Consider the following 19,299-nt stretch of genomic DNA (forward strand, 5'->3'; position numbering starts at 1 on the left):
GCAACCCCCCCTCCCCCCCCCCCCCCCCCCCTCCCCCCCCCCCCCCCGCCCTCCCCCCCCCCCCCCCCCCCCCCCCCCCCCCCCCCCGCCCCGCCCACCGGAGTCCCCTTGCCGTCCCGTACGCCCCACCGCTTCCGGCGGACCGCCGCACTGCTCACCGCCGTCGCGGCCTGCGCCGCCCTGGCCGGATGCTCGTCCGCCGCCCCCCTCGCCGCCCCGTCCGCCGCCCCCTCGACCGGTCGCGGCACCGCCGCGGCGCCCCCCGCCGACCGGTCGGGGCAACCGGTCTCCGGTCGGCGCGCCGGCCCCACCGAGGTGTCCATCCCGTCGATCGGCGTGCGGAGCACCCTGATGGAGCTGGGGCTCAACGCGGACGGCACGGTGGAGGTCCCGCCCGCGGAGAAGGGCATGACCGCGGGTTGGTACACCGGAGCCTCCCGGCCCGGCGAACCGGGTCCGACGGTGCTGATCGGGCACAACGACACGCGCTTCGGCCGGGCCGTCTTCCACGACCTCAAGGACATCCGCCGGGGGGCCGACGTGCTGGTCCGCGACGGAGCGGGCCGGACCCTGCGGTTCACGGTCACGGCGAAGGAGGCGGTCAGCAAGAAGGCGTTCCCCACCGCGCGGGTGTACGGCCCGACGAGCGGCAGCACGCTGCGCCTCATCACCTGCGACGGGGAGTTCGACGCCCAGGGCCACACCGTCGACAACCTCGTCGTCTACGGCGTCCTGCGCTGAGCGCGCCGAACCGGCGCGTGAAGGGGCGCGCCGGGCGGCCGCACCGTGCCCGGCGGCCGCCCCGTGCGACGGCCCGCACCGGGGTCCGCCGCGGCGACCCGCGGGACCGGCCACCGGATGGCACCCGACCCGACAGGCGCACGGCATCCGGCGTCTACCCGTGAGTAACTGCCGCTGCTTTGATGGGTGGGCCCGGTACGCCCCGACCCGACCGCAGGAGACCTCGTGCCGAACACCCCGCTCAGCCGCCTGACCGGCGTGGCCCTCTCCGCCGCACTCGCCGCGGGAGCCCTGGCCGTCAGCGCGCCCCAGGCCGCGGCCGCCGGGACGCCCTCGCTGCGGGTGCTGTCCTACAACACGTTCCTCTTCAGCACGAACCTCTACCCCAACTGGGGCCAGGAGCACCGCGCGACCGCGATCCCGAAGGCTCCGTTCTTCCGGGGCAACGACGTCGTCGTGGTCCAGGAGGCCTACGACAACGGGGCGTCGGACCTCCTGCTGCGCAACTCCGCCGCCGCCTACCCGTACCAGACGCCGGTGGTCGGCCGCGGCAAGAGCGGCTGGGACGCGACGGGCGGCTCGTACGCGGCGACCACGCCGGAGGACGGCGGCGTCACCATCCTGAGCAAGTGGCCGATCGTCCGCAAGGAGCAGTACGTCTACAAGGACGCCTGCGGGTCCGACTGGTGGTCCAACAAGGGCTTCGCGTACACCGTGTTGGACGTCGCCGGAGCGCGGGTGCACGTGGTGGGCACCCACGCCCAGTCGACCGACCCCGAATGCTCGGCGGGCGAGGCCGCGCAGACGCGCAGCCGGCAGTTCCGGGAGCTGGACGCCTTCCTCGACGCCAAGAGGATCCCCGCCTCCGAACAGGTCGTCGTGGCGGGGGACTTCAACGTCGACCGGCACTCCGCGGAGTACGCCTCCTTCCTCTCGGACGCCGGCCTGAGCACCCCGGACTCCCGGACCGGGCACCCGTACTCCTTCGACACCCGCGACAACTCCATCGCCTCCGAGCGCTACCCCGACGACCCGCGCGAGGACCTCGACCACGTCCTGCACCGTGCGGGCCACGCCAAGCCGGCCGGCTGGAGGAACGAGGTGGTCAAGGAGGCGACCGCCCCCTGGACCGTCTCCAGTTGGGGCACGAAGTCCACGTACACCAACCTGTCCGACCACTACCCGGTGATCGGCTCCGGCAACTGACCCGCGGGGTGGCAGGATCGGGGGCGCGCACACCCCGGCGACCACCCCGAAGGACCGCTCCATGAGCACGGAATCCCAGCCGTCGTTCCACCTCCTGCCCGGAAGCCCCCGCTCCCCCGTGCTGCTCCACGTGCCGCACGGGTCGCGGAGGGTCCCCGCCTCCGTGCGCGCCGGAATCCTGCTGGACGACCGTGCTCTGGAGCGGGAACTCGACCACATCACCGACGCCCACACCGCGGAGCTGGCCGAGCGGGCGGCCGCCGCGTGCGCCGTCCGCCCCTGGCGCCACGTCAACGCCCTCTCCCGCCTGGTCGTCGACCCCGAACGCTTCCCGGACGAGCGCGAGGAGATGCGGGCCGTCGGCATGGGCGCGGTCTACACGCACACGACGCACCGCGACCGCCTGCGCCACCCGGACGCGGAGGAACGGCCCCTGCTGGAGCGGTACTTCCATCCGTACGCGCGGGCGATGACGGAGGCGGTCGACGCCCGTCTCGCCGCCGCGGGCCGCGCGGTGGTCATCGACGTCCACTCCTACCCGGCCGCGCCGCTGCCGTACGAACTCCACGGCTCCGGCCCCCGCCCGCCCGTCTGCCTGGGCACCGACCCGTCGCACACCCCGCCGGAACTGGTCGCGGCGGCCGAGGCGGCGTTCGGCGGGTGCGGGGCGGTCGGCCGCGACACCCCCTTCGCGGGCGCGTACGTCCCGCTCAAGCACTACGGCACGGACCGCCGGGTCACCGCCCTGATGGTCGAGATCCGCCGCGACACGTACATGAGCGAGCCGGGCGGCCCGGCGGGGCCGGGGCTCGACCGGTTGGCCGCCGCGCTCGCGGAGCTGGTCGACGCGTGCTGAGGGGGCGGACGGCGGCCCGCACGCACCGCCCTCCGCCCCCTCCCCCGCCCGTGGGCCGCTCAGCCGCTCGGCCGTTCAGCCGTTCAGCCGTTCAGCCGTTCAGCCGTTCAGAAGAAGACCCCGCACCTCAGCAGCACGTTGGCGTACGGCCGGGCCTCCCCCGTCCGCACGACCAGGCGCGCCGAGGCCGTGAGCGCCTTCAGGTCGTCGTGCGGCACCAGCTCCAGGTCGGGGAAGCGCCCGGCCAGCAGGCGCGCGGCCTCGGGGTTGGCGTCGCCCACCTCGCGCGCGGCCGTCGCGCCCTCCACGACGAGTTCGTCGAGCAGGCCGTCCAGCACGACGGCGAAGGACGGGGTGCCCGCACGGAAGGCCAGGTCGACCACGCGCGGTCCGGGCGGGATCGGCATCCCCGCGTCGCAGACCAGGACCCGGTCGCCGTGGCCGAGTTCGGCCAGGGCGCCGGCCAGGTGGCGGTTGAGGATGCCCGACTTCTTCACAGCGCGTCCACCTCCGCCAGGGTCGGGAACGACTCCTGGGCGCCCTTCGCCGTGACCGCCGCGGCCCCCACCCGGACCGCGAAGGCGGCCGCCTCCCGCAGGTCGTCGCCGCGCCCCAGCCGCCAGGCCAGGGCCGCCGTGAACGCGTCACCGGCCCCCGTCGTGTCGACGGCGTCGACCTTCGGGCTGACCAGGTGGTCCAGCGAGCCCGTGCGGCCGTCGGCGACCAGGGCCCCTTCCGCGCCGAGCGTGACCACGACCGAGCGCGGCCCGCGGGCGAGCAGGGCGCGCGCCCAGTCGGCCGGCGCCGCCCCCGCCCCCTCGCCGAGGATGAAGCGCGCCTCGTGCTCGTTGACCACCAGCGGGTCGCAGGCGGCGAGCACCTCGTCGGGGAGCGGGGCGGGCGGCGACGGGTTGAGGACGAGGCGGGCGTGCGGCCCCCGGCCGCGTACCGTCTCGGCCACCGTCTCCAGCGGGATCTCCAACTGTACGGAGACGACCCGCGCGGCCGCCAGGAGCGGGGCCGCCGCCCGGACGTCCTCGGGGGTCAGGCGCCCGTTGGCGCCCGGCGAGACGACGATGCTGTTGTCCCCCGAGGGGTCCACGGTGATCAGCGCGACGCCGGTGGGCGCGCCGCCCACCAGGACCCCGCCGGTGTCGACGCCCGCCGCCCGCTGGGTCTCCAGCAGCAGGCGCCCGTGGTCGTCGTCGCCGACGCGGGCGAGCAGAGCCGTCCGCGCGCCCAGGCGGGCGGCCGCCAGGGACTGGTTGGCGCCCTTGCCGCCGGGGTGGACGGCCAGGTCGGAGCCGAGCACCGTCTCGCCGGGCGCGGGCCGGCGCTCGACGCCGATCACCAGGTCGGCGTTGGCCGACCCGACGACCAGCAGGTCGTACCGGTCGTCGGAGGCGTTGTCAGGCATGGCGTGCTTCCTGCTTTCGTCGGTCGGGACCCGGAAGAGGTCAGGAGAAGTCTGCGACGTTCTCACGGGTGACCACCTTGACCGGCACCTTCACCGTGTCGGCGACCTTCTCGTCCTTCGCGGCCTTGACGGCGTTCAGCACCGCGATCCGGCCCAGTTCGGCGGGCTGCTGGGCCACCGAGGCGTACAGCGTGCCGGCCTCGACCGCCTTCAGGCCGTCCGGGGTCCCGTCGAAGCCCACGACCGAGACGGACGTCCCGGCCTTGCCGCCGAGCGCCTTGGCCGCGCCGAGCGCCATCTCGTCGTTCTCCGCGAAGACGCCGGTGATGCCGGGGTGGGACTGGATCAGGTTCGTCATGACGTCCAGGCCCTTGGTGCGGTCGAAGTCGGCGGGCTGCCTGGCGACCACCTTGATGCCGGGGTACGCCTTGAGGCCCTCCGCGAAACCGGCCCCGCGCTCACGGCTGGCGGAGGTGCCGGCCGTGCCCTGGAGGATCACGATGCCGCCCTTGCCGCCCAGCTTCTCGGCCAGCGCGTCGGCGGCGAGCTTGCCGCCCGCCACGTTGTCCGAGGCGACGAGCGTCGCGGTCTCCGCCTTGTTGACGCCCCGGTCCGCGGCGACCACCGGGATGTCCGCCTTGTTGGCGCTGCGGACGCCCGGCCCGACGGCGTCGGAGTCCACCGGGTTGACGATGATCGAGGAGACTCCCGAACTGGTGAAGTTCTGGAGCTGGTTGGCCTGCTGGGAGGCGTCGTTCTGCGCGTCGGTGACCGTGAGGTCGACGCCCGCCTTCTCGGCCTCCGCCTGCGCGCCCTCCTTCATCTGCACGAAGAAGGGGTTGTTGAGCGTGGAGAGGGACATGCCCACCTTCGTGGCGCCGCCGGACGAACCGGAGTTGAGGAAGGAGACCGCGCCGACCACGACGGCGACGCAGAGCGCCGCACCGGCCAGCTTGAGCGCGCCCCGGCGGCCGGAGCCCGGTGCGCCCGCTGCGCCGGCCGAGGAGGCCGCCCCCGTACCGGCCTTGCGGCGCAGCGTGTCGAGCAGGACGGCGAGCGCGATGACGACGCCGATGACGACCTGCTGCCAGAAGGCCGACACCGAGAGGAGGTTGAGGCCGTTGCGGAGGACGGCGAGGATGAGCGCGCCGATCAGCGTGCCGGACGCCTTGCCGACGCCGCCGGCGAGGCTGGCGCCGCCGATGACGACCGCGGCGATGGCGTCGAGCTCGTACCCCTGGGCGGCCTGCGGCTGCGCGGAGACCAGGCGCGAGGCCAGGACGATGCCCGCGACGGCGGCGAAGAGGCCGGACAGTGCGTAGATGGCGATCTTCTGCCGCTTGACGCGGAGCCCGGAGAGCCGGGCCGCCTCCTCGTTGCCGCCGATCGCGTACATCGAGCGGCCGATGAAGGTGCGCCCCAGCACGAGCGCGGTGAGCAGCCCCATCGCGATCATCACGAGGACCGGTACGGGGAGCCAGCCGCCCAGCGTGTCGCCGAGCACCGAGACGGAGTCGGGGAAGGCGATCGGGCTGCCCTGCGAGATGACCAGGGACAGGCCGCGGGCGATCGAGAGCATCGCCAAGGTGGCGATGAACGGCGGGAGTTTGCCGTACGAGACGAGCGCGCCGTTGACGAAGCCGCAGGCGATGCCGGTGGCGACGGCGAGGACGACCGCGAGGACGACCGGCACGCCGGCGGACGTCGCCGACCAGGCGAGGACCGTCGCGGACAGGGCCGCCACGGAACCGACGGACAGGTCGATGCCCGCCGAGACGATGACGAAGGTGACGCCGAAGGCGAGGATGGCGGTGACGGCCGCCTGGACCCCGACGTTCAGCAGGTTCTGGGTGGTGAGGAAGTCGCCGGAGAGCAGCGACATCGCCACCACCAGGACCACCAGGGCGCTCAGCGCGCCGTTGTCGAGCAGGACGCGGCGTACCACGGAGGAACCGCCCGCTCCCGCGTCACTCCTGGCTGTCTCAGTGGCCACGGGGGCCCTCCTCTTCCTTCTTCGGTGCGGGGTGTTCGGTGGTTTTCGCGTGTGCGGCGGTCGCCGGGACCTCGGGCGTCGAGGCGGCCGGTGCGCGCTCGTGGGGCGCGGCGGTGACCGCGAGGGCCATCACCGCGTCCTGGGTGGCCTGGGCGGCGGGGAGTTCCCCGGCGATCCGGCCCTGCGCCATGACGAGCACGCGGTCGCTCATGCCGAGGACCTCGGGCAGGTCGCTGGAGATCATCAGGACGGCGTGGCCGGAGGCGGTCAACTCGTTGACGAGCTGGTAGATCTCGACCTTGGCGCCGACGTCGATGCCGCGGGTCGGCTCGTCCAGGATCAGCACGCGGGTGTCGGCCAGGAGCCACTTGCCGATGACGACCTTCTGCTGGTTGCCGCCGGAGAGCGTCCCCACGTGCTGGCCGAGGCCGGACATGCGGACGCCGAGCTGTTCGGCGATGCGGGCGGCGGCGGTGCGCTGCCCCTTGAGGTCCACGAGGCCGGAGCGGGTCGCGGAGCGCAGGGTGACCAGGCCCAGGTTCTCCTGGACGGAGGCGTCCAGGACGAGGCCCTGGCCCTTGCGGTCCTCCGGTACGAGTCCGATCCCGGCGCTCATGGCGGCGGGGACGTCGTTCCGGGCCAGGCGCCGCCCGCCCACCTCGACGGTGCCCGCGTCGTACGGGTCGGCGCCGAAGACCGCCCGGGCGACCTCGGTCCGCCCGGCGCCGACGAGTCCGGCGAGTCCGACGACCTCCCCGGCGCGTACGTCGAAGCTGACGTCGTGGAAGACGCCGGCGCGGGTGAGCCCGCGCACCGACAGCAACGCCTCGCCCGTGTCGGGGCGTTCGCGCGGGTACTGCTGCTCGATGCTGCGGCCGACCATCAGCCGCACCAGCTCGTCCTGCGGGGTGGAGGCGGGGACCTGGCCGATGCTGCGGCCGTCGCGGAGGACGGTGACGCGGTCGCCGAGGGCGGCGATCTCGTCCAGGTGGTGGGTGATGAAGACGATGCCGACGCCGTCCGCGCGCAGTCGGCGCACGATGGTGAAGAGCTTGTCCACCTCCTCCGAGGTGAGGACGGCGGTCGGCTCGTCCATGATCAGGACGCGGGCGTCCAGGCTCAGCGCCTTGGCGATCTCCACCATCTGGAGCCGGGCGATGCCCAGTTCGCGGACCTTGGCGTCCGGGCGCACGGCGACGCCGACCCGGCGCAGCAGCTTCTCCGCGTCCGCCCGCATCCGCCGGTGGTCGATGAGGCCGAAGCGGCGCGGCTGGCGGCCCAGGAAGATGTTCTCGGCGACCGTCAGGTCGGGGACGAGGTTGAACTCCTGGTAGATGGTGGCGATGCCGAGCCGTTCGGCGTCCTGCGCGCGGTCGATGCGCACCTCGCGCCCCTCGGCCAGGATGCGGCCCCGGTCGGGCCGGTAGGCGCCGGAGAGCATCTTGATGAGGGTGCTCTTGCCGGCTCCGTTCTCGCCGAGCAGGACGTGGACCTCGCCCCGGCGCAGGTCGAAGTCGACGTCGTCGAGCGCCACCACGCCGGGGAAGGTCTTGCGCAGACCCTCGATGCGCAGCAGCTCGTCCGGCGCTTCCACCGGTCGCTCCTCCGGTGCGGTCACCAGGTGCTCCTCTGGTTCGATACGGCCCCGCCGCACGAACGGCGTACGACGAGGCGGGCGGGCAGGGTGACGGACCGCGGGGTCCGTCCGTCGATCAGGTCGGCCAGCGCGCGCACGGCGGCCCGTGCCAGGTCCGCGGTGGGCTGGGCGATGGCGGTGATCGGAGGGTCCGTGTGCACGAACCACGGGATGTCGTCGAAGGCGGCGAGGCCGATGTCGTCCGGGACCCGCAGCCCGTGGGCGCGGATGGCGTCGAGCGCGCCGAGCGCCATCAGGTTGTCGGCGGCGAAGACGACCTCGGGCGGTTCGGGCAGGGCCAGGAACCGCTCGGCGGCTCGGCGGCCGCTGGCGGCCTGGAAGTCGCCCTGGCCGATGTAGGCGTCCGGTAGCGCGAGACCGAGCCGCCGCATCGCGCCCCGGAAGGCCTCGACGCGCTCGTCGCCGGTGGTCGTGGCGGCGGGCCCGGCGATGATGGCGAGCCTGCGGTGGCCGAGGCCGTGCAGATGCGCGACCAGCTCCGCGACCGCCCGTGTGCCGTCGGCCCGGACGACGGGCACCTCGACGCCGGGCATCCACCGGTCGACGAAGACCATCGGGGTGCTGCTCCGGGCGACGTCCCGCATCAGCGAGGAGCCCCCGTCGGCGGGCGAGACGAGGAGCCCGTCGATCCTGCGGTCGATGAGCGTGCGGATGTGGTGGTCCTGCAGGTCGGGCCGCTCGTCGGCGTTGCCGATGATGACGCTGTAGCCGAGCGCGCGGGCCTCCTCCTCGACGAAGCGGGCCAGCTCGGTGAAGTAGGGGTTGAGCACGTCGCTGATGACCAGGCCGAGGGTGCGGGTCTGGTCGGTGCGCAGCGAGCGGGCCACGGCGTTGGGCCGGTAGCCGAGCGTCTCGACGGCGGCGAGGACGCGGGTGCGCGCCTCCTCGCTGACGGACGGGTGGCTGTTGAGGACCCGCGAGACCGTGGCGACGGATACCCCCGCCTCGGCCGCGACGTCCTTGATGCTCGCCATGTCCGGACCACCTCCTTGTGGTTTCCGTACACCTCGAAACCAGCGGCAGCCCGGCTGTGCGACGCCGTGGAATCGATTACACGAAGAATTGGAAACGATTACATGGCCGAAAACAAGTCCCTGCTCCCTGTCCGAGACCAGATCGTGACAGGCCGACGGGCACGCGCCCCGGCTCGCCCCAGTGGTCCCCGGGCAGGGCGGCCGCCAGGGGTCACCTGCGGCGAACGGCCCAGCTCACCGCGAGCGCCAGGGCGGCGAACAGCACGGACACCACGAGGGACACGTGGAAGAGCACCTCGACCCACCCGGCGTTCGCGCCGGACACCGTCCCGTCCGCGGACGCGCACGCCACCTCGGGCGGAAAGCTCCCCCGGCGGAGGTCGTCGCAGACGTTCGGCAGATCGTCGTTGACGACGAACGCCTTCAGTGAGCAGAGGGCCAGCAGGGCGAGGAAGACGCCCAGCGCGGCGATCGAGGCGCCCCACAGGGGCTTCGGGCGGCCCGGCGGCTCGGGGTTCGACGGAGGCGGCGTCATCAGGCGCGAGCGTACCCGGCCGGGTCGAGCGCACCTCCCCGTACGGAGGGGTGGGCCCGGCCGCTCCGGAGGACGGCGTCCGGCGACCCGCCCCGCGGCGGGCCCCGGCGCGTCCGGAACGCAAAAAACCCCAGATCGACTGGGGTCTCTGCTGGTGTCCGAGGGGGGACTTGAACCCCCACGCCCGATAAAGGGCACTAGCACCTCAAGCTAGCGCGTCTGCCATTCCGCCACCCGGACAAGGTGTCTGTCGTTCGCGGCGTGTTCCCCGCGGCGACATGGAAAACCATACCAGGGGTTCGGCACGCCCTTCACCCGCATATCCCGTGGTCAGTGCGGTGCGGCTCACTGCCGGGGCCGCCCTTCCGGCGGCTCCGGGCCCGCGCCCCGTCGAGGGGGCGGGGGCGCGGGCCCGGTGTGTGCCGTGCGGGGCGGGCGTCAGTCGCCGCAGCGGCCCTCGCGCAGGGAGTGCAGGTGTTCGCTGGACTTGCGGGCGAAGGCGAGCGACGCGACCGGGGCGTCGTGCTCGGTCTGCCAGTGGTGGTAGGTCCGGCCGCGGTGGGTCCGGCGGGTCACCTGGGACAGGAACCTCTTGTAGTCGATGTCCCCGTCCCCGACGTCGGACATGCGGTAGCCGTCCCGCACCGTGTCGTCGCGGACGCCGTCCTTGACGTGGAACAGCGGGTAGCGGTGCGGGTTCCTCAAGACGTACGCCAGGGGGTCCAGCGGCGCGGGCGTGCCGTCCGGCCGCCGGCTGAAGCGGAACTGGGCGCAGTAGGCCCAGTAGACGTCCATCTCCAGGTGGACGAGGTCCGGATCGGTCTCGGCGAGCAGGATGTCGTAGAGGCGTACGCGCGGCTGGTCGGCCGCGAAGGAGAACTCCTCGGCGTGGTTGTGCTGGTAGAACCTCATCCCGCGCGCGCGGGCGGCCGCTCCGTAGGCGTTGAAGTCCTCCGCCGCCCGCTTCACGCCGTCCACCGTGGAGCCGTGGCGGAAGGGCCCGGAGGCCGTGCCGATGTGCTTGAGGCCGAGGGCCTGGGCGTCGTCGAGGACCTTGTCGAGGTTCTGGGCGAAGGTGTACGCGCCGGGGTCGCGGTCGTCGTAGTAGCCGACGTGGCTGCCGATCGGGGTGAGGCCGTGGTCCCGCGCCAGCCGCCCGAGGCGGGCCAGGGTGATGGGGCCGGCCGCGCCCTGGGTGTAGCCCGCGAACTCGATCTCGTCGTACCCGTACTTCTCCAGCTCGGCGAAGACGGGGCCGAAGCCGAGGGTGGTGACCTGCTCGCGCAGGCTGTAGAGCTGGATGCCGAGGCGGCCGGGGGGCAGGACGGGGCGGCCCTTCGCGCGCCCGTGGTCCCCGGCCGCGTGCGGGGCCCGCTCGCGGCTGTCCGCCTGGGCGGTCGCGGCGCCGACGAGGGCCGCCGCGGTGGCGCCGGCGGCGACGCCGAGGACGTCGCGGCGGCTCAGTCTGCGGGCGAGGCCGGCGTCCTCGGTGGCGCGGTGCGTGTTCATACGACTCCTTGGAGTTGCCTGGCGGAGAGGGTCAGCGCAGTCCGGCGAGTTGGAGGAGGAGGGGCTTCACCTCGGTGGCCCGGACCCGGCCGGTGAACGCGCCGGGGGTCGAGCAGAGGATGAGCGGGCCTTCGTCGTCGCTCTCCGGGAGGCGGCCGTGGCTGCCCCGGACGGGCGCGGGGTCGAGGGGGACGACCGCCATGCGGTAGCGCAGGCCGAGCTTCTTGCGGGCGACCGCCGCGGCGGCCTTGACCCGGACGTAGGGGTCCTGGGGGTCCATGAACAGCTCGACGGGGTCGTAACCGGGTTTGCGGTGGATCTCGACGAGCTGGGCGAAGTCGGGGGCGCGGGCGTCGTCGAGCCAGTAGTAGTACGTGAACCAGGCGTCCTTCTCCGCCACGGCGACCAGTTCGCCCGCGCGGGGGTGGTCCAGGTGGTGGGCCCTCTTGCCCGCGTCGTCGAGGAGCCGGTCGACGCCGGGCAGGTCCGCGAGGGCCGTGCGCGTGGCCTCCAGGTCCTCGGGACGGCGCACGTAGACGTGGGCGATCTGGTGGTCGGCGACGGCGAAGGCGCGGGAGGCCATCGGGTCCAGGTACTCCATGCCGTCCTGGGTGTGCACCTCCAGCAGGCCGGCCCGGCGCAGGGCGCGGTTGATGTCGACGGGGCGCTCGACGCGGGTGATGCCGTACTCGGACAGCGCGACGACGGTACGCCCCTCGGCGCGGGCGTCGGCCAGCAGCGGGGCCATGGCCCGGTCGAGGTCGGCGGCGGCCCGGTGGGAGCGCGGGTCGTCGGGGCCGAAGCGCTGGAGGTCGTAGTCGAGGTGGGGCAGGTAGCAGAGCGCGAGGTCGGGGGCGCGGGTGGTGATGACGTGCCGGGTGGCGTCGATGATCCACTGGGAGGAGACCAGGTCGGCTCCGGGACCCCAGAAGTGGAAGAGGGGGAACGTGCCGAATCTCTCGGTCAGTTCGTCGTGCAGGGCCGGGGGGCGGGTGTAGCAGTCGGGTTCCTTGCGGCCGTCGGCGTAGTAGACGGGGCGCGGGGTGACCGTCCAGTCGGTGTCGGCGCCCATCGCGTACCACCAGCAGACGTTCGCGACGGTGTAGCCGGGGTGGGCGCGCCGGGCCGCGTCCCAGAGCTTGTCGCCCGCGACGAGCCCGTTGTGCTGCCGCCACAGCAGGACGTCGCCGAGTTCGCGGAAGTACCAGCCGTTGGCGACGATGCCGTGTTCGGCGGGTGTCGTGCCGGTGAGGAAGGTCGACTGGGCGGCGCAGGTGACGGCGGGCAGCACCGTGGTCAGGGGCGCCCGCGTGCCCCGCTCCCCCAGCGCTCGGAGATTGGGCATGTGGGCCAGGAGCCGCGGGGTGAGGCCGACGACGTCGAGGACGAGGAGGGGCGTGAGGCCGCGGCGCGCACCGCTCCCGGGCGCGCTCGCGGGGCTTGTGCGCGGGCCGGGGCCGCGGGGGTCGGGGGCGGCCGTCGCGCCGGGGCCCTGCTCGGTCATGGCAGCTCCTTGAGGCCGAGGTCGACCAGGAGGTCGCGGGCGAGGGTGAGTTCGGCGGCGATGCCGTCGCAGAGCTGGGCGCGGGTACGGGGCCGCAGTGCGGCGGGGAGCGCCTGCCAGGTGTACGTCTCCACCTCCAGGTGCCGGGTGAGCGGCGTGGGCCCGCCGACGAGCCGGGCGAGCGCGGACCGCAGGACGGGCAGCGTGGAGGTGAGCGGCGGCGCGGGGGGCGCGTGCAGGGGGACGTGGAAGTGCGCGCGCCAGGGGGCGGTGTCGGGGAGCGCCCGGTCGCCGAGGGCTTCGTCGAGGTCGTCGCAGCCCCGGAGCCCGGTGGCGGTGCGGGTGCGGGTCTGGTGCAGGAAGCGGGGTTCGGCGAACGCGGCGAGCGCGGCGCGCACCTCGGGCAGCTGGGGGTGCTCGGCGTGCAGGGCGGCGGAGAGCTGGGACTTGACGACCCGGACGCCGGCGGCGGCCAGGGCGTCGAGTGCGGTGACGGGGTCCTCGAAGGAGGTGGCGAGGTGGCAGGTGTCGACGCAGACGCCGATGCGGTCGTGGCCGATGGCGGTGAGCGGGGCGATGGCGTCGGCGGTGGTCTCCACCGTGCAGCCCGGTTCGGGTTCGAGGCCGACGCGGAGGGACTTGCCGGTGAGTTCGGCGAGGGCGTCCAAGCGCTGGGCGAGGGTGGTGAGCGCGGAGCGGGCGGTGCGGGCGGCTCCGGGATCGCCGTCGTAGGGGGTGCGCCAGGCGAGCGGCAGGGTGGAGAGGGTGCCCTCGGTGACGTCGTCGGGGAGGAGGGCGGCCAGGAGGCGGGCGAGGTCGGTGGTGTGGGCGAGCCGGTCGGGTTCGGTCCAGTCCGGCTGGTAGACCCGGTACTTGACCTCGTCGGCGCCGAACCCCTCGTACGGGAAACCGTTGAGGGTCACCACCTCCAGGCCGCGGCCGTCGAGTTCGGTGCGCAGGGCGCGCAGGGCGGCGGGGTCGTCGACCAGGGCGCGGGCGGCGTCCCTGGCGAGCCAGAGGCCGATGCCGAGTCTGTCCCGTCCCATGCGGCGGCGGACGGGTTCGCAGTGGTCGCGGAGTTGGGCGCGGACGCCGTCCAGGGTCTCGGCCGGGTGGACGTTGGTGCAGTAGGCGAGGTGGACGGTGGAGCCGTCCGGGTGGCGGAAGCGCATCGCCTCACTCCCCGCCGCGCAGGATGGAGTTGCCCTCGTGGAGGGTTCCGGGTGGGGTGGCGTGGAGCTGGAGGCGGCCGCTCCGGCCGTAGAAGGCGACGGGGTTGCGCCACAGGACCTGGTCCACGTCGTCCTCGGTGAAGCCGGCCCGCAGCATCGCGTCGGCGACCTTGCGGGTGGCGAGGGGGTCGCTCCTGCCCCAGTCTGCGGCCGAGTTGACGAGGATCCTCTCGGTGCCGTGGTCCTTGAGGACGGCGACCATCCGGTCCTCGTCCATCTTCGTGTCCGGGTAGATGGAGAACCCGGCCCAGCAGCCGCTGTCGACGGCGTCCGTCACCGTCGTCTCGTTGAGGTGGTCGAGCAGGACGCGCTCCGGGGGGAGGTCCGACGCCCGGACGACGTCCAGGGTGCGGCGCAGACCGGCGAGCTTGTCGCGGTGCGGGGTGTGGACGAGCGCGGGCAGGCCGTGGTCGGCGGCGAGTTGGAGTTGGGCGGCGAGGGCGTGGTCCTCGGCCGGGGTCATGGAGTCGTAGCCGATCTCGCCGACGGCGACGACGGAGTCCTTGACGAGGTAGCGGGGCAGCGCGTCGAGCACGGGCACGCAGCGGGGGTCGTTGGCCTCCTTGGGGTTCAGGGCGATCGTGCAGTGGTGCGCGATGCCGTACTGGGAGGCGCGGAAGGGCTCCCAGCCCAGGAGGGCGTCGAAGTGGTCGAAGAAGCTGGCGGGCGAGGTGCGGGGCTGGCCGAGCCAGAAGGAGGGCTCGACGAGGGCGCGGACGCCCGCGTCGTACATCGCCCGGTAGTCGTCGGTGGTGCGCGAACTCATGTGGATGTGGGGGTCGAAGATGCGCATCAGGGCTCCTCCGTGGGGCGTCGGGGGCTCTCCTGCCCGAGCGGGGGCGCGGGAGCGGGGGCGGCCGGTGGGACCTGGCCGGCGGTCGGTGCGGCGAGGGCGAGGACGGTGTGCAGGTCGGCGGGGACGGCGCGGCCGGCGGCGGTGCGCTCGGCGGCGAAGTCGCCGACCATGCGGGCGAGTTCACCGTCCCCTCGGGCCCGCGCGTCGAGCCGGGCGACGGCGTCGATCGGCACCCCGGTGAACAGGCACTTCAGCACGGCGTGCCGCCAGGCGTGCGGGTCCAGGTGGTCGGCGGCGTAGGGGCCGACGGCGGCGGCCACCAACCGGGTGTCGTTGGTGCGCAGGGCGTCCTGGACGAGCGGGAGGGCCGAGGCGCCGAGGTCGAGGCGGTGCAGGGTGAGCAGGACGGCGCGGCGTTCGGCGGCGGTGCCCTGCTGGTAGAGCCGGGTGACGCAGGGCGTGGAGGCGCGGGCCTCGACGAGCAGGAGGGAGCGTACGGAGTCGGCGTGCTCCGGTCCGCAGTGCCGGCCGGCGGCGGCGTAGCGCAGTTCCCAGGGCGGCGCGGGGGTGGTGCCTTCCGCGCGGAGGGTGTCGGTGCGGGCGGCCTCGCGGGCGGCTTCGGCGAGGGCCTGGTGGAGCCAGGCGCGGGCGGTCTCGTCGAGTACGGCGTCGAGCTCCTTGCGGGACGTCAGCACGGGATGCCCCCCTTCCTCATCGCCTCGCGCAGGAAGTCGATGGAGGTGCGGGCGAGTTCGGGGCCCGCGTGGGAGTGGCGGGGCAGTTCGACGACGGTGAGTCCCCGGTAGCCCGAGGCGGTGAGGGCGGCGAGCACGGGCGGGAAGTCGATCTCCCCGTCCCCGAACGGGAGATGCTCGTGCACGCCGCGCCGCATGTCCTCGATCTGGACGTGCCGCAGCCAGGGCGCCGACTCCTTCACGCACTCCTCGGGCGATGCCTCCTCCAGGCACTGGCAGTGGCCGATGTCGAGGGTGAGGCCGAGGGGTTCGGGATCGGAGAGGAGGGCGCGGAGGTGGTGGAAGTCGGCGAGGGTGGCGAGGAGGTGACCGGGTTCCGGTTCGACGGCGAGGGGGACGCCGGCCCGGTCCGCCGCGGCGAGGACGGGGGCGAGCGCGTCGCCCAGGCGGTCCCAGGCGGTCCCGGTCGGTGTGCCCGGCGGGGTGGCGCCGCTGAAGCAGTGGACGGCGTGCGCGCCGAGTCCGGCCGCCACGTCGACCGCGCGGACGAGCAGCGCGGCGCGGGCGGCACGGGCGTCGGGGTCCGGGTCGAGGAGGGAGGGGCCGTGCTTGCGGCGCGGGTCGAGGACGTAGCGGGCGCCGGTCTCGACGGTGACCCGGAGTCCGAGGGAGGCGAGCCGGCGCCCGACGTGGCGGGTGCGCTCGGCGAGGTCCGGGGCCAGGGGGTCCAGGTGCATGTGGTCGAGGGTCAGCCCCACGCCGTCGTAGCCGAGGTCGGCCAGCAGCCCGAGGGCGTCGTCGAGGCGGAGGTCGGTGAGCCCGTTGGTGCCGTATCCGAGGAGGAGGGTCATGTGAGGCTCACCTTCCGGGCGAGGGTGCGGGCGAGGGGGGAGAGCGCCATGACGGCGAGGGCGGTGACGGGGGCCCCGGCGCGGGCGGCGAGCGCCGCCTGGAGCGGGATCATGGCGCGGATGCCCCCGCCGACCGCCCGCTGGGTCAGGGGCGGCGACGGGTTCAGCGCCGCGTGCAGGAGGGGCGGTCCGGCGGTACGGAGGTAGGCCCCGGCCAACGCGGCGGCCAGGAGGCGGCCGGGATCGGCGAGGCGGCCGGGATCGGCGAGGCGGGCGAGGCGGGCGCGGGGCGGGGTCCCCGGCCCGGTGGGGGCGGGTCCCGGCCGGTGGTCCGCGGGTCCCGGCTGGTGGTCCGCGGGTCCCGGCTGGTGGTCCGCGGGTCCCGGCCGGTGGTCCGCGGGTCCCGGCCGGTGGTCCGCGGGTCCCGGCCGGTGGTCCGCGGGGAGCGTACGCGGGCGGTCGGGGTGGGGTGCGCGGGAGTGGTCGAGGTGCTGTGTGCGCGGGCGGCCGGGATGGGGCGTACGCGGGCGGTCGGCGTCGGGCGCGCGCCGGAGGTCGGGGTGCCCCGCCGGGCGCGGTCCGGGTCCGGCGGTGCGCGCCCGCGCGCCCGGTCGGTCGGCTCGGGCCGCGGCGCGCGGGCCCGCTCCGGGGTCGGCCGCCACCGCGCCCGCGCGGGCGGGGCCGCCCTCCTGCCGCTCCCCCAGGACGGCCGCGGCAAGCGCGGCCGTGGCGCCCAGCACGGTGAGCGGCGCCCCGGTCGAACCGCCCCGCTCCTCATGGCGCGAGACCGCGGTGACGCCGTACGTGTGCGCCCCGAGCAGCAGGGCGGCGGGCACGGCCGGGAGCACGGCGGCCGTCGCCCCGCCGCGCGGGGCCGCCCGCCGGGCGGCGTTGCCGCTCGCGCGGGGCCCGGCGCCGACCGGCCCCGTCGCCGCAGCCGCCGCTCCCAGGAGCAGGTCGAGGGCGCGGGCCGCCGCCATCGCCGCGGGGCCCGCCTGCGTGTGCTTCAGGTGGAGGTCGTAGGCCCACACGGTGGCGGCCAGGCCCCCGGCGACGGTCAGCGCCGGGCGGCCGGCACGGGCGGCCAGGGCGAGGCCCGCCGCGGTCAGCGCTCCGGCCGCGCCCAGAGCGGCGGCCGGGCTGATCCGGCCCGAGGGGATCGGGCGGTGCGGGCGGTCGACGGCGTCCTCCTCGCGGTCGGCCCAGTCGTTGAGGGCCATGCCCGCCTCGTACAGGCAGAGCGACGCGCCGATCGCGAGTGCGGTCGCCCGGCCGGGGCGGCGGCCGACTGCCGCCGCCCCGGCGAGCGCGTCGCCGGGGACGGAGAAGAGGGCGGAGACGCGCAGCAGTTCCGCCCAGGCCCGCACGCGCGCCCGGCCCGCCCCCCGCACGTCCGCGCCCCGGAGCGCGCCCCCGCCGCTACTCCGGTCAGCGCACCGGCCCGCGCCCTGGACAACGCCCCGGCCCGCGCCCTGTCCAGCGCCCCGGTCGGCACTCGCCGCACTGTGGTCCGCGCCCACCTGGCCAGGACCGCCCGCGCCCGCACCCCCGTCCACGTCCAGGTCCGCGCCCCGGCCCGCGCCCCGTGGGGCCGCCCCCTCGCCGAGGCCGCCCGCACCCCCGTCCCCCACGACGGCCCGGTCCGCACGCCGGCTCGCGCCCCCGCGCGCATCCCGGTCGGCGCTCCGGGCCGCGCCCCCTCCCCTACGCCGGTCAGCGCTCGCCGCGCCCCGGCTCGCGCCCCGTGGGGCCGCCCCCTCGCCGAGGCCGCCCGCACCCCCGTCCCCCTCGACGGCCCGGTCCGCACTCCGCTCGCCTCCCCGCGCGCCCGCGTCCCGGCCCCCGCCCGCGCTCCCGCCCCCACCGGCTGGTCCGCGCCTGTCCGGTGCGGGTGCAGTCCCACCCGCACCGGACAGGCTGTCCGCGGCGGCCGGGGGCGTCCTCCCGCCCTGTCCGGTCGGCTCCGGCGGTCCGGCCGGGGACGCGCGCCGCCCCGCCCGGTCGTCCCGCCGCCCGGTCGCCGGCGCGGCCCGCAGGAGTGCCGCGAGGGTCGGCAGCCGCCGCCTCATGCCGGGCCCCGCAGCCGTTCCGCGAAGGACAGCAGGGCGGCGTACTGCTCGGCGAGGGCGGCCGAGCCGCCGCCGTCGGGGTCCTTGAAGTAGAACCCCAGCTCGGGCAGGGGCCCGCTGATCCCGGTCTCGTGGGCGCGGGCGAGCAGTCGGGCGAGGTCCAGGACCAGCGGTGCCGCCAGGGCCGAGTCGCACCCCTGCCAGATGGTCTGGAGGATCATGCGGGAGCCGAGGAAGCCGTCGAAGGCGATGTGGTCCCAGGCCGTCTTCCAGTCCCCCATCGCGGGCACGTCGTCGATGTGCACCTCTCCTTCGGGGGCCGCGCCGAGGGTGTCGGCCAGGACGCGTTCCTTGCCCGCGTTCTTGGCGGCGGCGGCCGCCGGGTCGGCCAGCGCCGCTCCGTCCCCGCCGCCCAGCAGGTTGCTCCCGGACCAGGCGCGTACGGCGAGGGCGCGCTGGAGGAACATCGGGGCGAGCACGGAACGCAGCAGCGTCTGCCCGGTCTTGCCGTCGCGCCCGGCGTGGGGCAGGCCGCAGGAGGCGGTCAGGTCCGCGAGCGCGGGGGTGCGCAGGCCGGTGGAGGGGGTGAAGTTTGCGTAGGCGCAGCCGGCCCGTAGGGCGGCGGCCGCGTACAGCGAACTGGCGGGCAGCCGGGGGGCGTCGGGGCTCGGCGCGGGTTCGGTGGTGGCGACGTTGACGACCACGGTGCGTGCCAGGTCGTGGCGGCGGGTGAAGTCGGTGAGGTCGGCGGCGAACGCGGCGATGAGTTCCGCGTCGTCGCGCCGGTCGCCGGGGAGCGGTCCGCCGGGCCGTATCCCGGCGTCGGCGGCGGCGAGTTCGGCGCGTACGGCCGAGGGCAGTCCGTGCGGCAGCACTCCGCCGTCCGCCAGCGCCTCGGCCCGTTTGGCCAGCGGGCAGTCGAGGGTGTCGTGGCCGCCGAAGACCAGCGTGGTCAGGGGTGGCAGGCCGCTGTCGGCGAAGGCCGGCGCCTCGGTGGCCATGCCGGTCGGCGGGTGGAGCCCGGCCGCGACGGCGGCGCAGCCCGCGATGGCGGTGGTGGCGACGGAGCCGCGCGCTCCGACGAACCAGACGCCGGTGCGGGCGGGCGCGTCGAAGCGGCCTGGACGAGCGGCGTGTGCGGACACGGGCTGCCTCCCTGCGGGGTGTAGGGGTTCCCTGGGGGATGTACGGGCGGGGCCCCTGGGTCGGGCGGGGGCCCCTGGGATGTCGGGGTGGGGACGGCGGGCGGGGGAAGGCGTGGTGC

Annotated in this window: 17 protein-coding genes and 1 tRNA gene; 3 read left to right on the forward strand and 15 right to left on the reverse strand. The window is 75.3% G+C overall.

The window, feature by feature from the left end:
- Nucleotides 1-108: 108 nt before the first annotated feature.
- The 3 genes from ACZ6EJ_RS18580 to ACZ6EJ_RS18590 all read left to right on the forward strand — a co-directional run bounded on the left by ACZ6EJ_RS18580 (nucleotide 109) and on the right by ACZ6EJ_RS18590 (nucleotide 2,803).
- Nucleotides 109-741 carry a class F sortase gene (locus tag ACZ6EJ_RS18580; RefSeq protein ID WP_469268329.1) on the forward strand — a complete coding sequence of 211 codons (633 nt, stop codon included), beginning with the start codon at nucleotides 109-111 and terminating at the stop codon, nucleotides 739-741.
- A gap of 225 nt (nucleotides 742-966) precedes the next feature.
- Nucleotides 967-1,947 (forward strand): sphingomyelin phosphodiesterase, encoded by a 981-nt coding sequence (sph, locus tag ACZ6EJ_RS18585; protein WP_469268331.1) that lies wholly within the window; start codon nucleotides 967-969, stop codon nucleotides 1,945-1,947.
- A gap of 61 nt (nucleotides 1,948-2,008) precedes the next feature.
- The gene (locus ACZ6EJ_RS18590; RefSeq protein ID WP_469268332.1) at nucleotides 2,009-2,803 is read left to right on the forward strand and encodes an N-formylglutamate amidohydrolase; all 795 of its coding nucleotides are present in this window, start codon (nucleotides 2,009-2,011) and stop codon (nucleotides 2,801-2,803) included.
- Nucleotides 2,804-2,910: 107 nt separating this feature from the next.
- On the opposite strand, the gene rbsD is transcribed toward ACZ6EJ_RS18590, so the two are convergent.
- From rbsD to ACZ6EJ_RS18665, 15 genes are all read right to left on the reverse strand, one after another.
- The gene (gene rbsD / locus ACZ6EJ_RS18595) at nucleotides 2,911-3,300 is read right to left on the reverse strand and encodes a D-ribose pyranase (protein ID WP_469268333.1); all 390 of its coding nucleotides are present in this window, start codon (nucleotides 3,298-3,300) and stop codon (nucleotides 2,911-2,913) included.
- Nucleotides 3,297-4,220 (reverse strand): ribokinase, encoded by a 924-nt coding sequence (locus ACZ6EJ_RS18600; protein ID WP_469268335.1) that lies wholly within the window; start codon nucleotides 4,218-4,220, stop codon nucleotides 3,297-3,299. The genes rbsD and ACZ6EJ_RS18600 overlap by 4 nt, the downstream gene beginning before the upstream one ends.
- Before the next feature lie 40 nt (nucleotides 4,221-4,260).
- Nucleotides 4,261-6,213 (reverse strand): ABC transporter permease/substrate-binding protein, encoded by a 1,953-nt coding sequence (locus ACZ6EJ_RS18605; RefSeq protein ID WP_469268337.1) that lies wholly within the window; start codon nucleotides 6,211-6,213, stop codon nucleotides 4,261-4,263.
- Nucleotides 6,203-7,831 carry a sugar ABC transporter ATP-binding protein gene (locus ACZ6EJ_RS18610; protein ID WP_469268339.1) on the reverse strand — a complete coding sequence of 543 codons (1,629 nt, stop codon included), beginning with the start codon at nucleotides 7,829-7,831 and terminating at the stop codon, nucleotides 6,203-6,205. Before ACZ6EJ_RS18610 ends, ACZ6EJ_RS18605 begins: the two co-directional genes overlap by 11 nt.
- A complete protein-coding gene (locus ACZ6EJ_RS18615; RefSeq protein ID WP_469268340.1) occupies nucleotides 7,828-8,844 on the reverse strand; it encodes a LacI family DNA-binding transcriptional regulator in 1,017 nt (338 codons plus the stop codon). The genes ACZ6EJ_RS18610 and ACZ6EJ_RS18615 overlap by 4 nt, the downstream gene beginning before the upstream one ends.
- A 211-nt stretch (nucleotides 8,845-9,055) precedes the next feature.
- Entirely contained in the window at nucleotides 9,056-9,379 is a 324-nt protein-coding gene (locus tag ACZ6EJ_RS18620) for a hypothetical protein (protein ID WP_469268342.1), read from the reverse strand.
- Nucleotides 9,380-9,531: 152 nt separating this feature from the next.
- A tRNA-Leu gene (locus ACZ6EJ_RS18625) sits at nucleotides 9,532-9,619 on the reverse strand.
- A gap of 198 nt (nucleotides 9,620-9,817) precedes the next feature.
- Entirely contained in the window at nucleotides 9,818-10,888 is a 1,071-nt protein-coding gene (locus tag ACZ6EJ_RS18630; protein WP_469268343.1) for a sugar phosphate isomerase/epimerase family protein, read from the reverse strand.
- 31 nt (nucleotides 10,889-10,919) lie between these two features.
- Nucleotides 10,920-12,392, reverse strand: coding sequence for a nucleotide pyrophosphatase/phosphodiesterase family protein (locus ACZ6EJ_RS18635; RefSeq protein ID WP_469268345.1), 1,473 nt, complete (start codon nucleotides 12,390-12,392; stop codon nucleotides 10,920-10,922).
- Nucleotides 12,389-13,564 carry a metabolite traffic protein EboE gene (gene eboE, locus ACZ6EJ_RS18640; RefSeq protein WP_469268347.1) on the reverse strand — a complete coding sequence of 392 codons (1,176 nt, stop codon included), beginning with the start codon at nucleotides 13,562-13,564 and terminating at the stop codon, nucleotides 12,389-12,391. Before eboE ends, ACZ6EJ_RS18635 begins: the two co-directional genes overlap by 4 nt.
- A gap of 4 nt (nucleotides 13,565-13,568) precedes the next feature.
- Nucleotides 13,569-14,417 (reverse strand): TatD family hydrolase, encoded by an 849-nt coding sequence (locus ACZ6EJ_RS18645; protein ID WP_469268349.1) that lies wholly within the window; start codon nucleotides 14,415-14,417, stop codon nucleotides 13,569-13,571.
- Nucleotides 14,417-15,115 (reverse strand): EboA domain-containing protein, encoded by a 699-nt coding sequence (locus ACZ6EJ_RS18650; protein ID WP_469268351.1) that lies wholly within the window; start codon nucleotides 15,113-15,115, stop codon nucleotides 14,417-14,419. The genes ACZ6EJ_RS18645 and ACZ6EJ_RS18650 overlap by 1 nt, the downstream gene beginning before the upstream one ends.
- Nucleotides 15,109-15,966 carry a sugar phosphate isomerase/epimerase family protein gene (locus ACZ6EJ_RS18655; protein ID WP_469268353.1) on the reverse strand — a complete coding sequence of 286 codons (858 nt, stop codon included), beginning with the start codon at nucleotides 15,964-15,966 and terminating at the stop codon, nucleotides 15,109-15,111. The genes ACZ6EJ_RS18650 and ACZ6EJ_RS18655 overlap by 7 nt, the downstream gene beginning before the upstream one ends.
- On the reverse strand, nucleotides 15,963-17,333 hold the full coding sequence (locus ACZ6EJ_RS18660) for an SCO3242 family prenyltransferase (protein WP_469268354.1): 1,371 nt from the start codon (nucleotides 17,331-17,333) through the stop codon (nucleotides 15,963-15,965). Before ACZ6EJ_RS18660 ends, ACZ6EJ_RS18655 begins: the two co-directional genes overlap by 4 nt.
- A gap of 698 nt (nucleotides 17,334-18,031) precedes the next feature.
- Entirely contained in the window at nucleotides 18,032-19,180 is a 1,149-nt protein-coding gene (locus tag ACZ6EJ_RS18665; RefSeq protein ID WP_469268355.1) for an inositol-3-phosphate synthase, read from the reverse strand.
- Nucleotides 19,181-19,299 lie beyond the last annotated feature (119 nt).

The sequence above is a fragment of the Streptomyces sp. NPDC041970 genome, assembly GCF_055588985.1.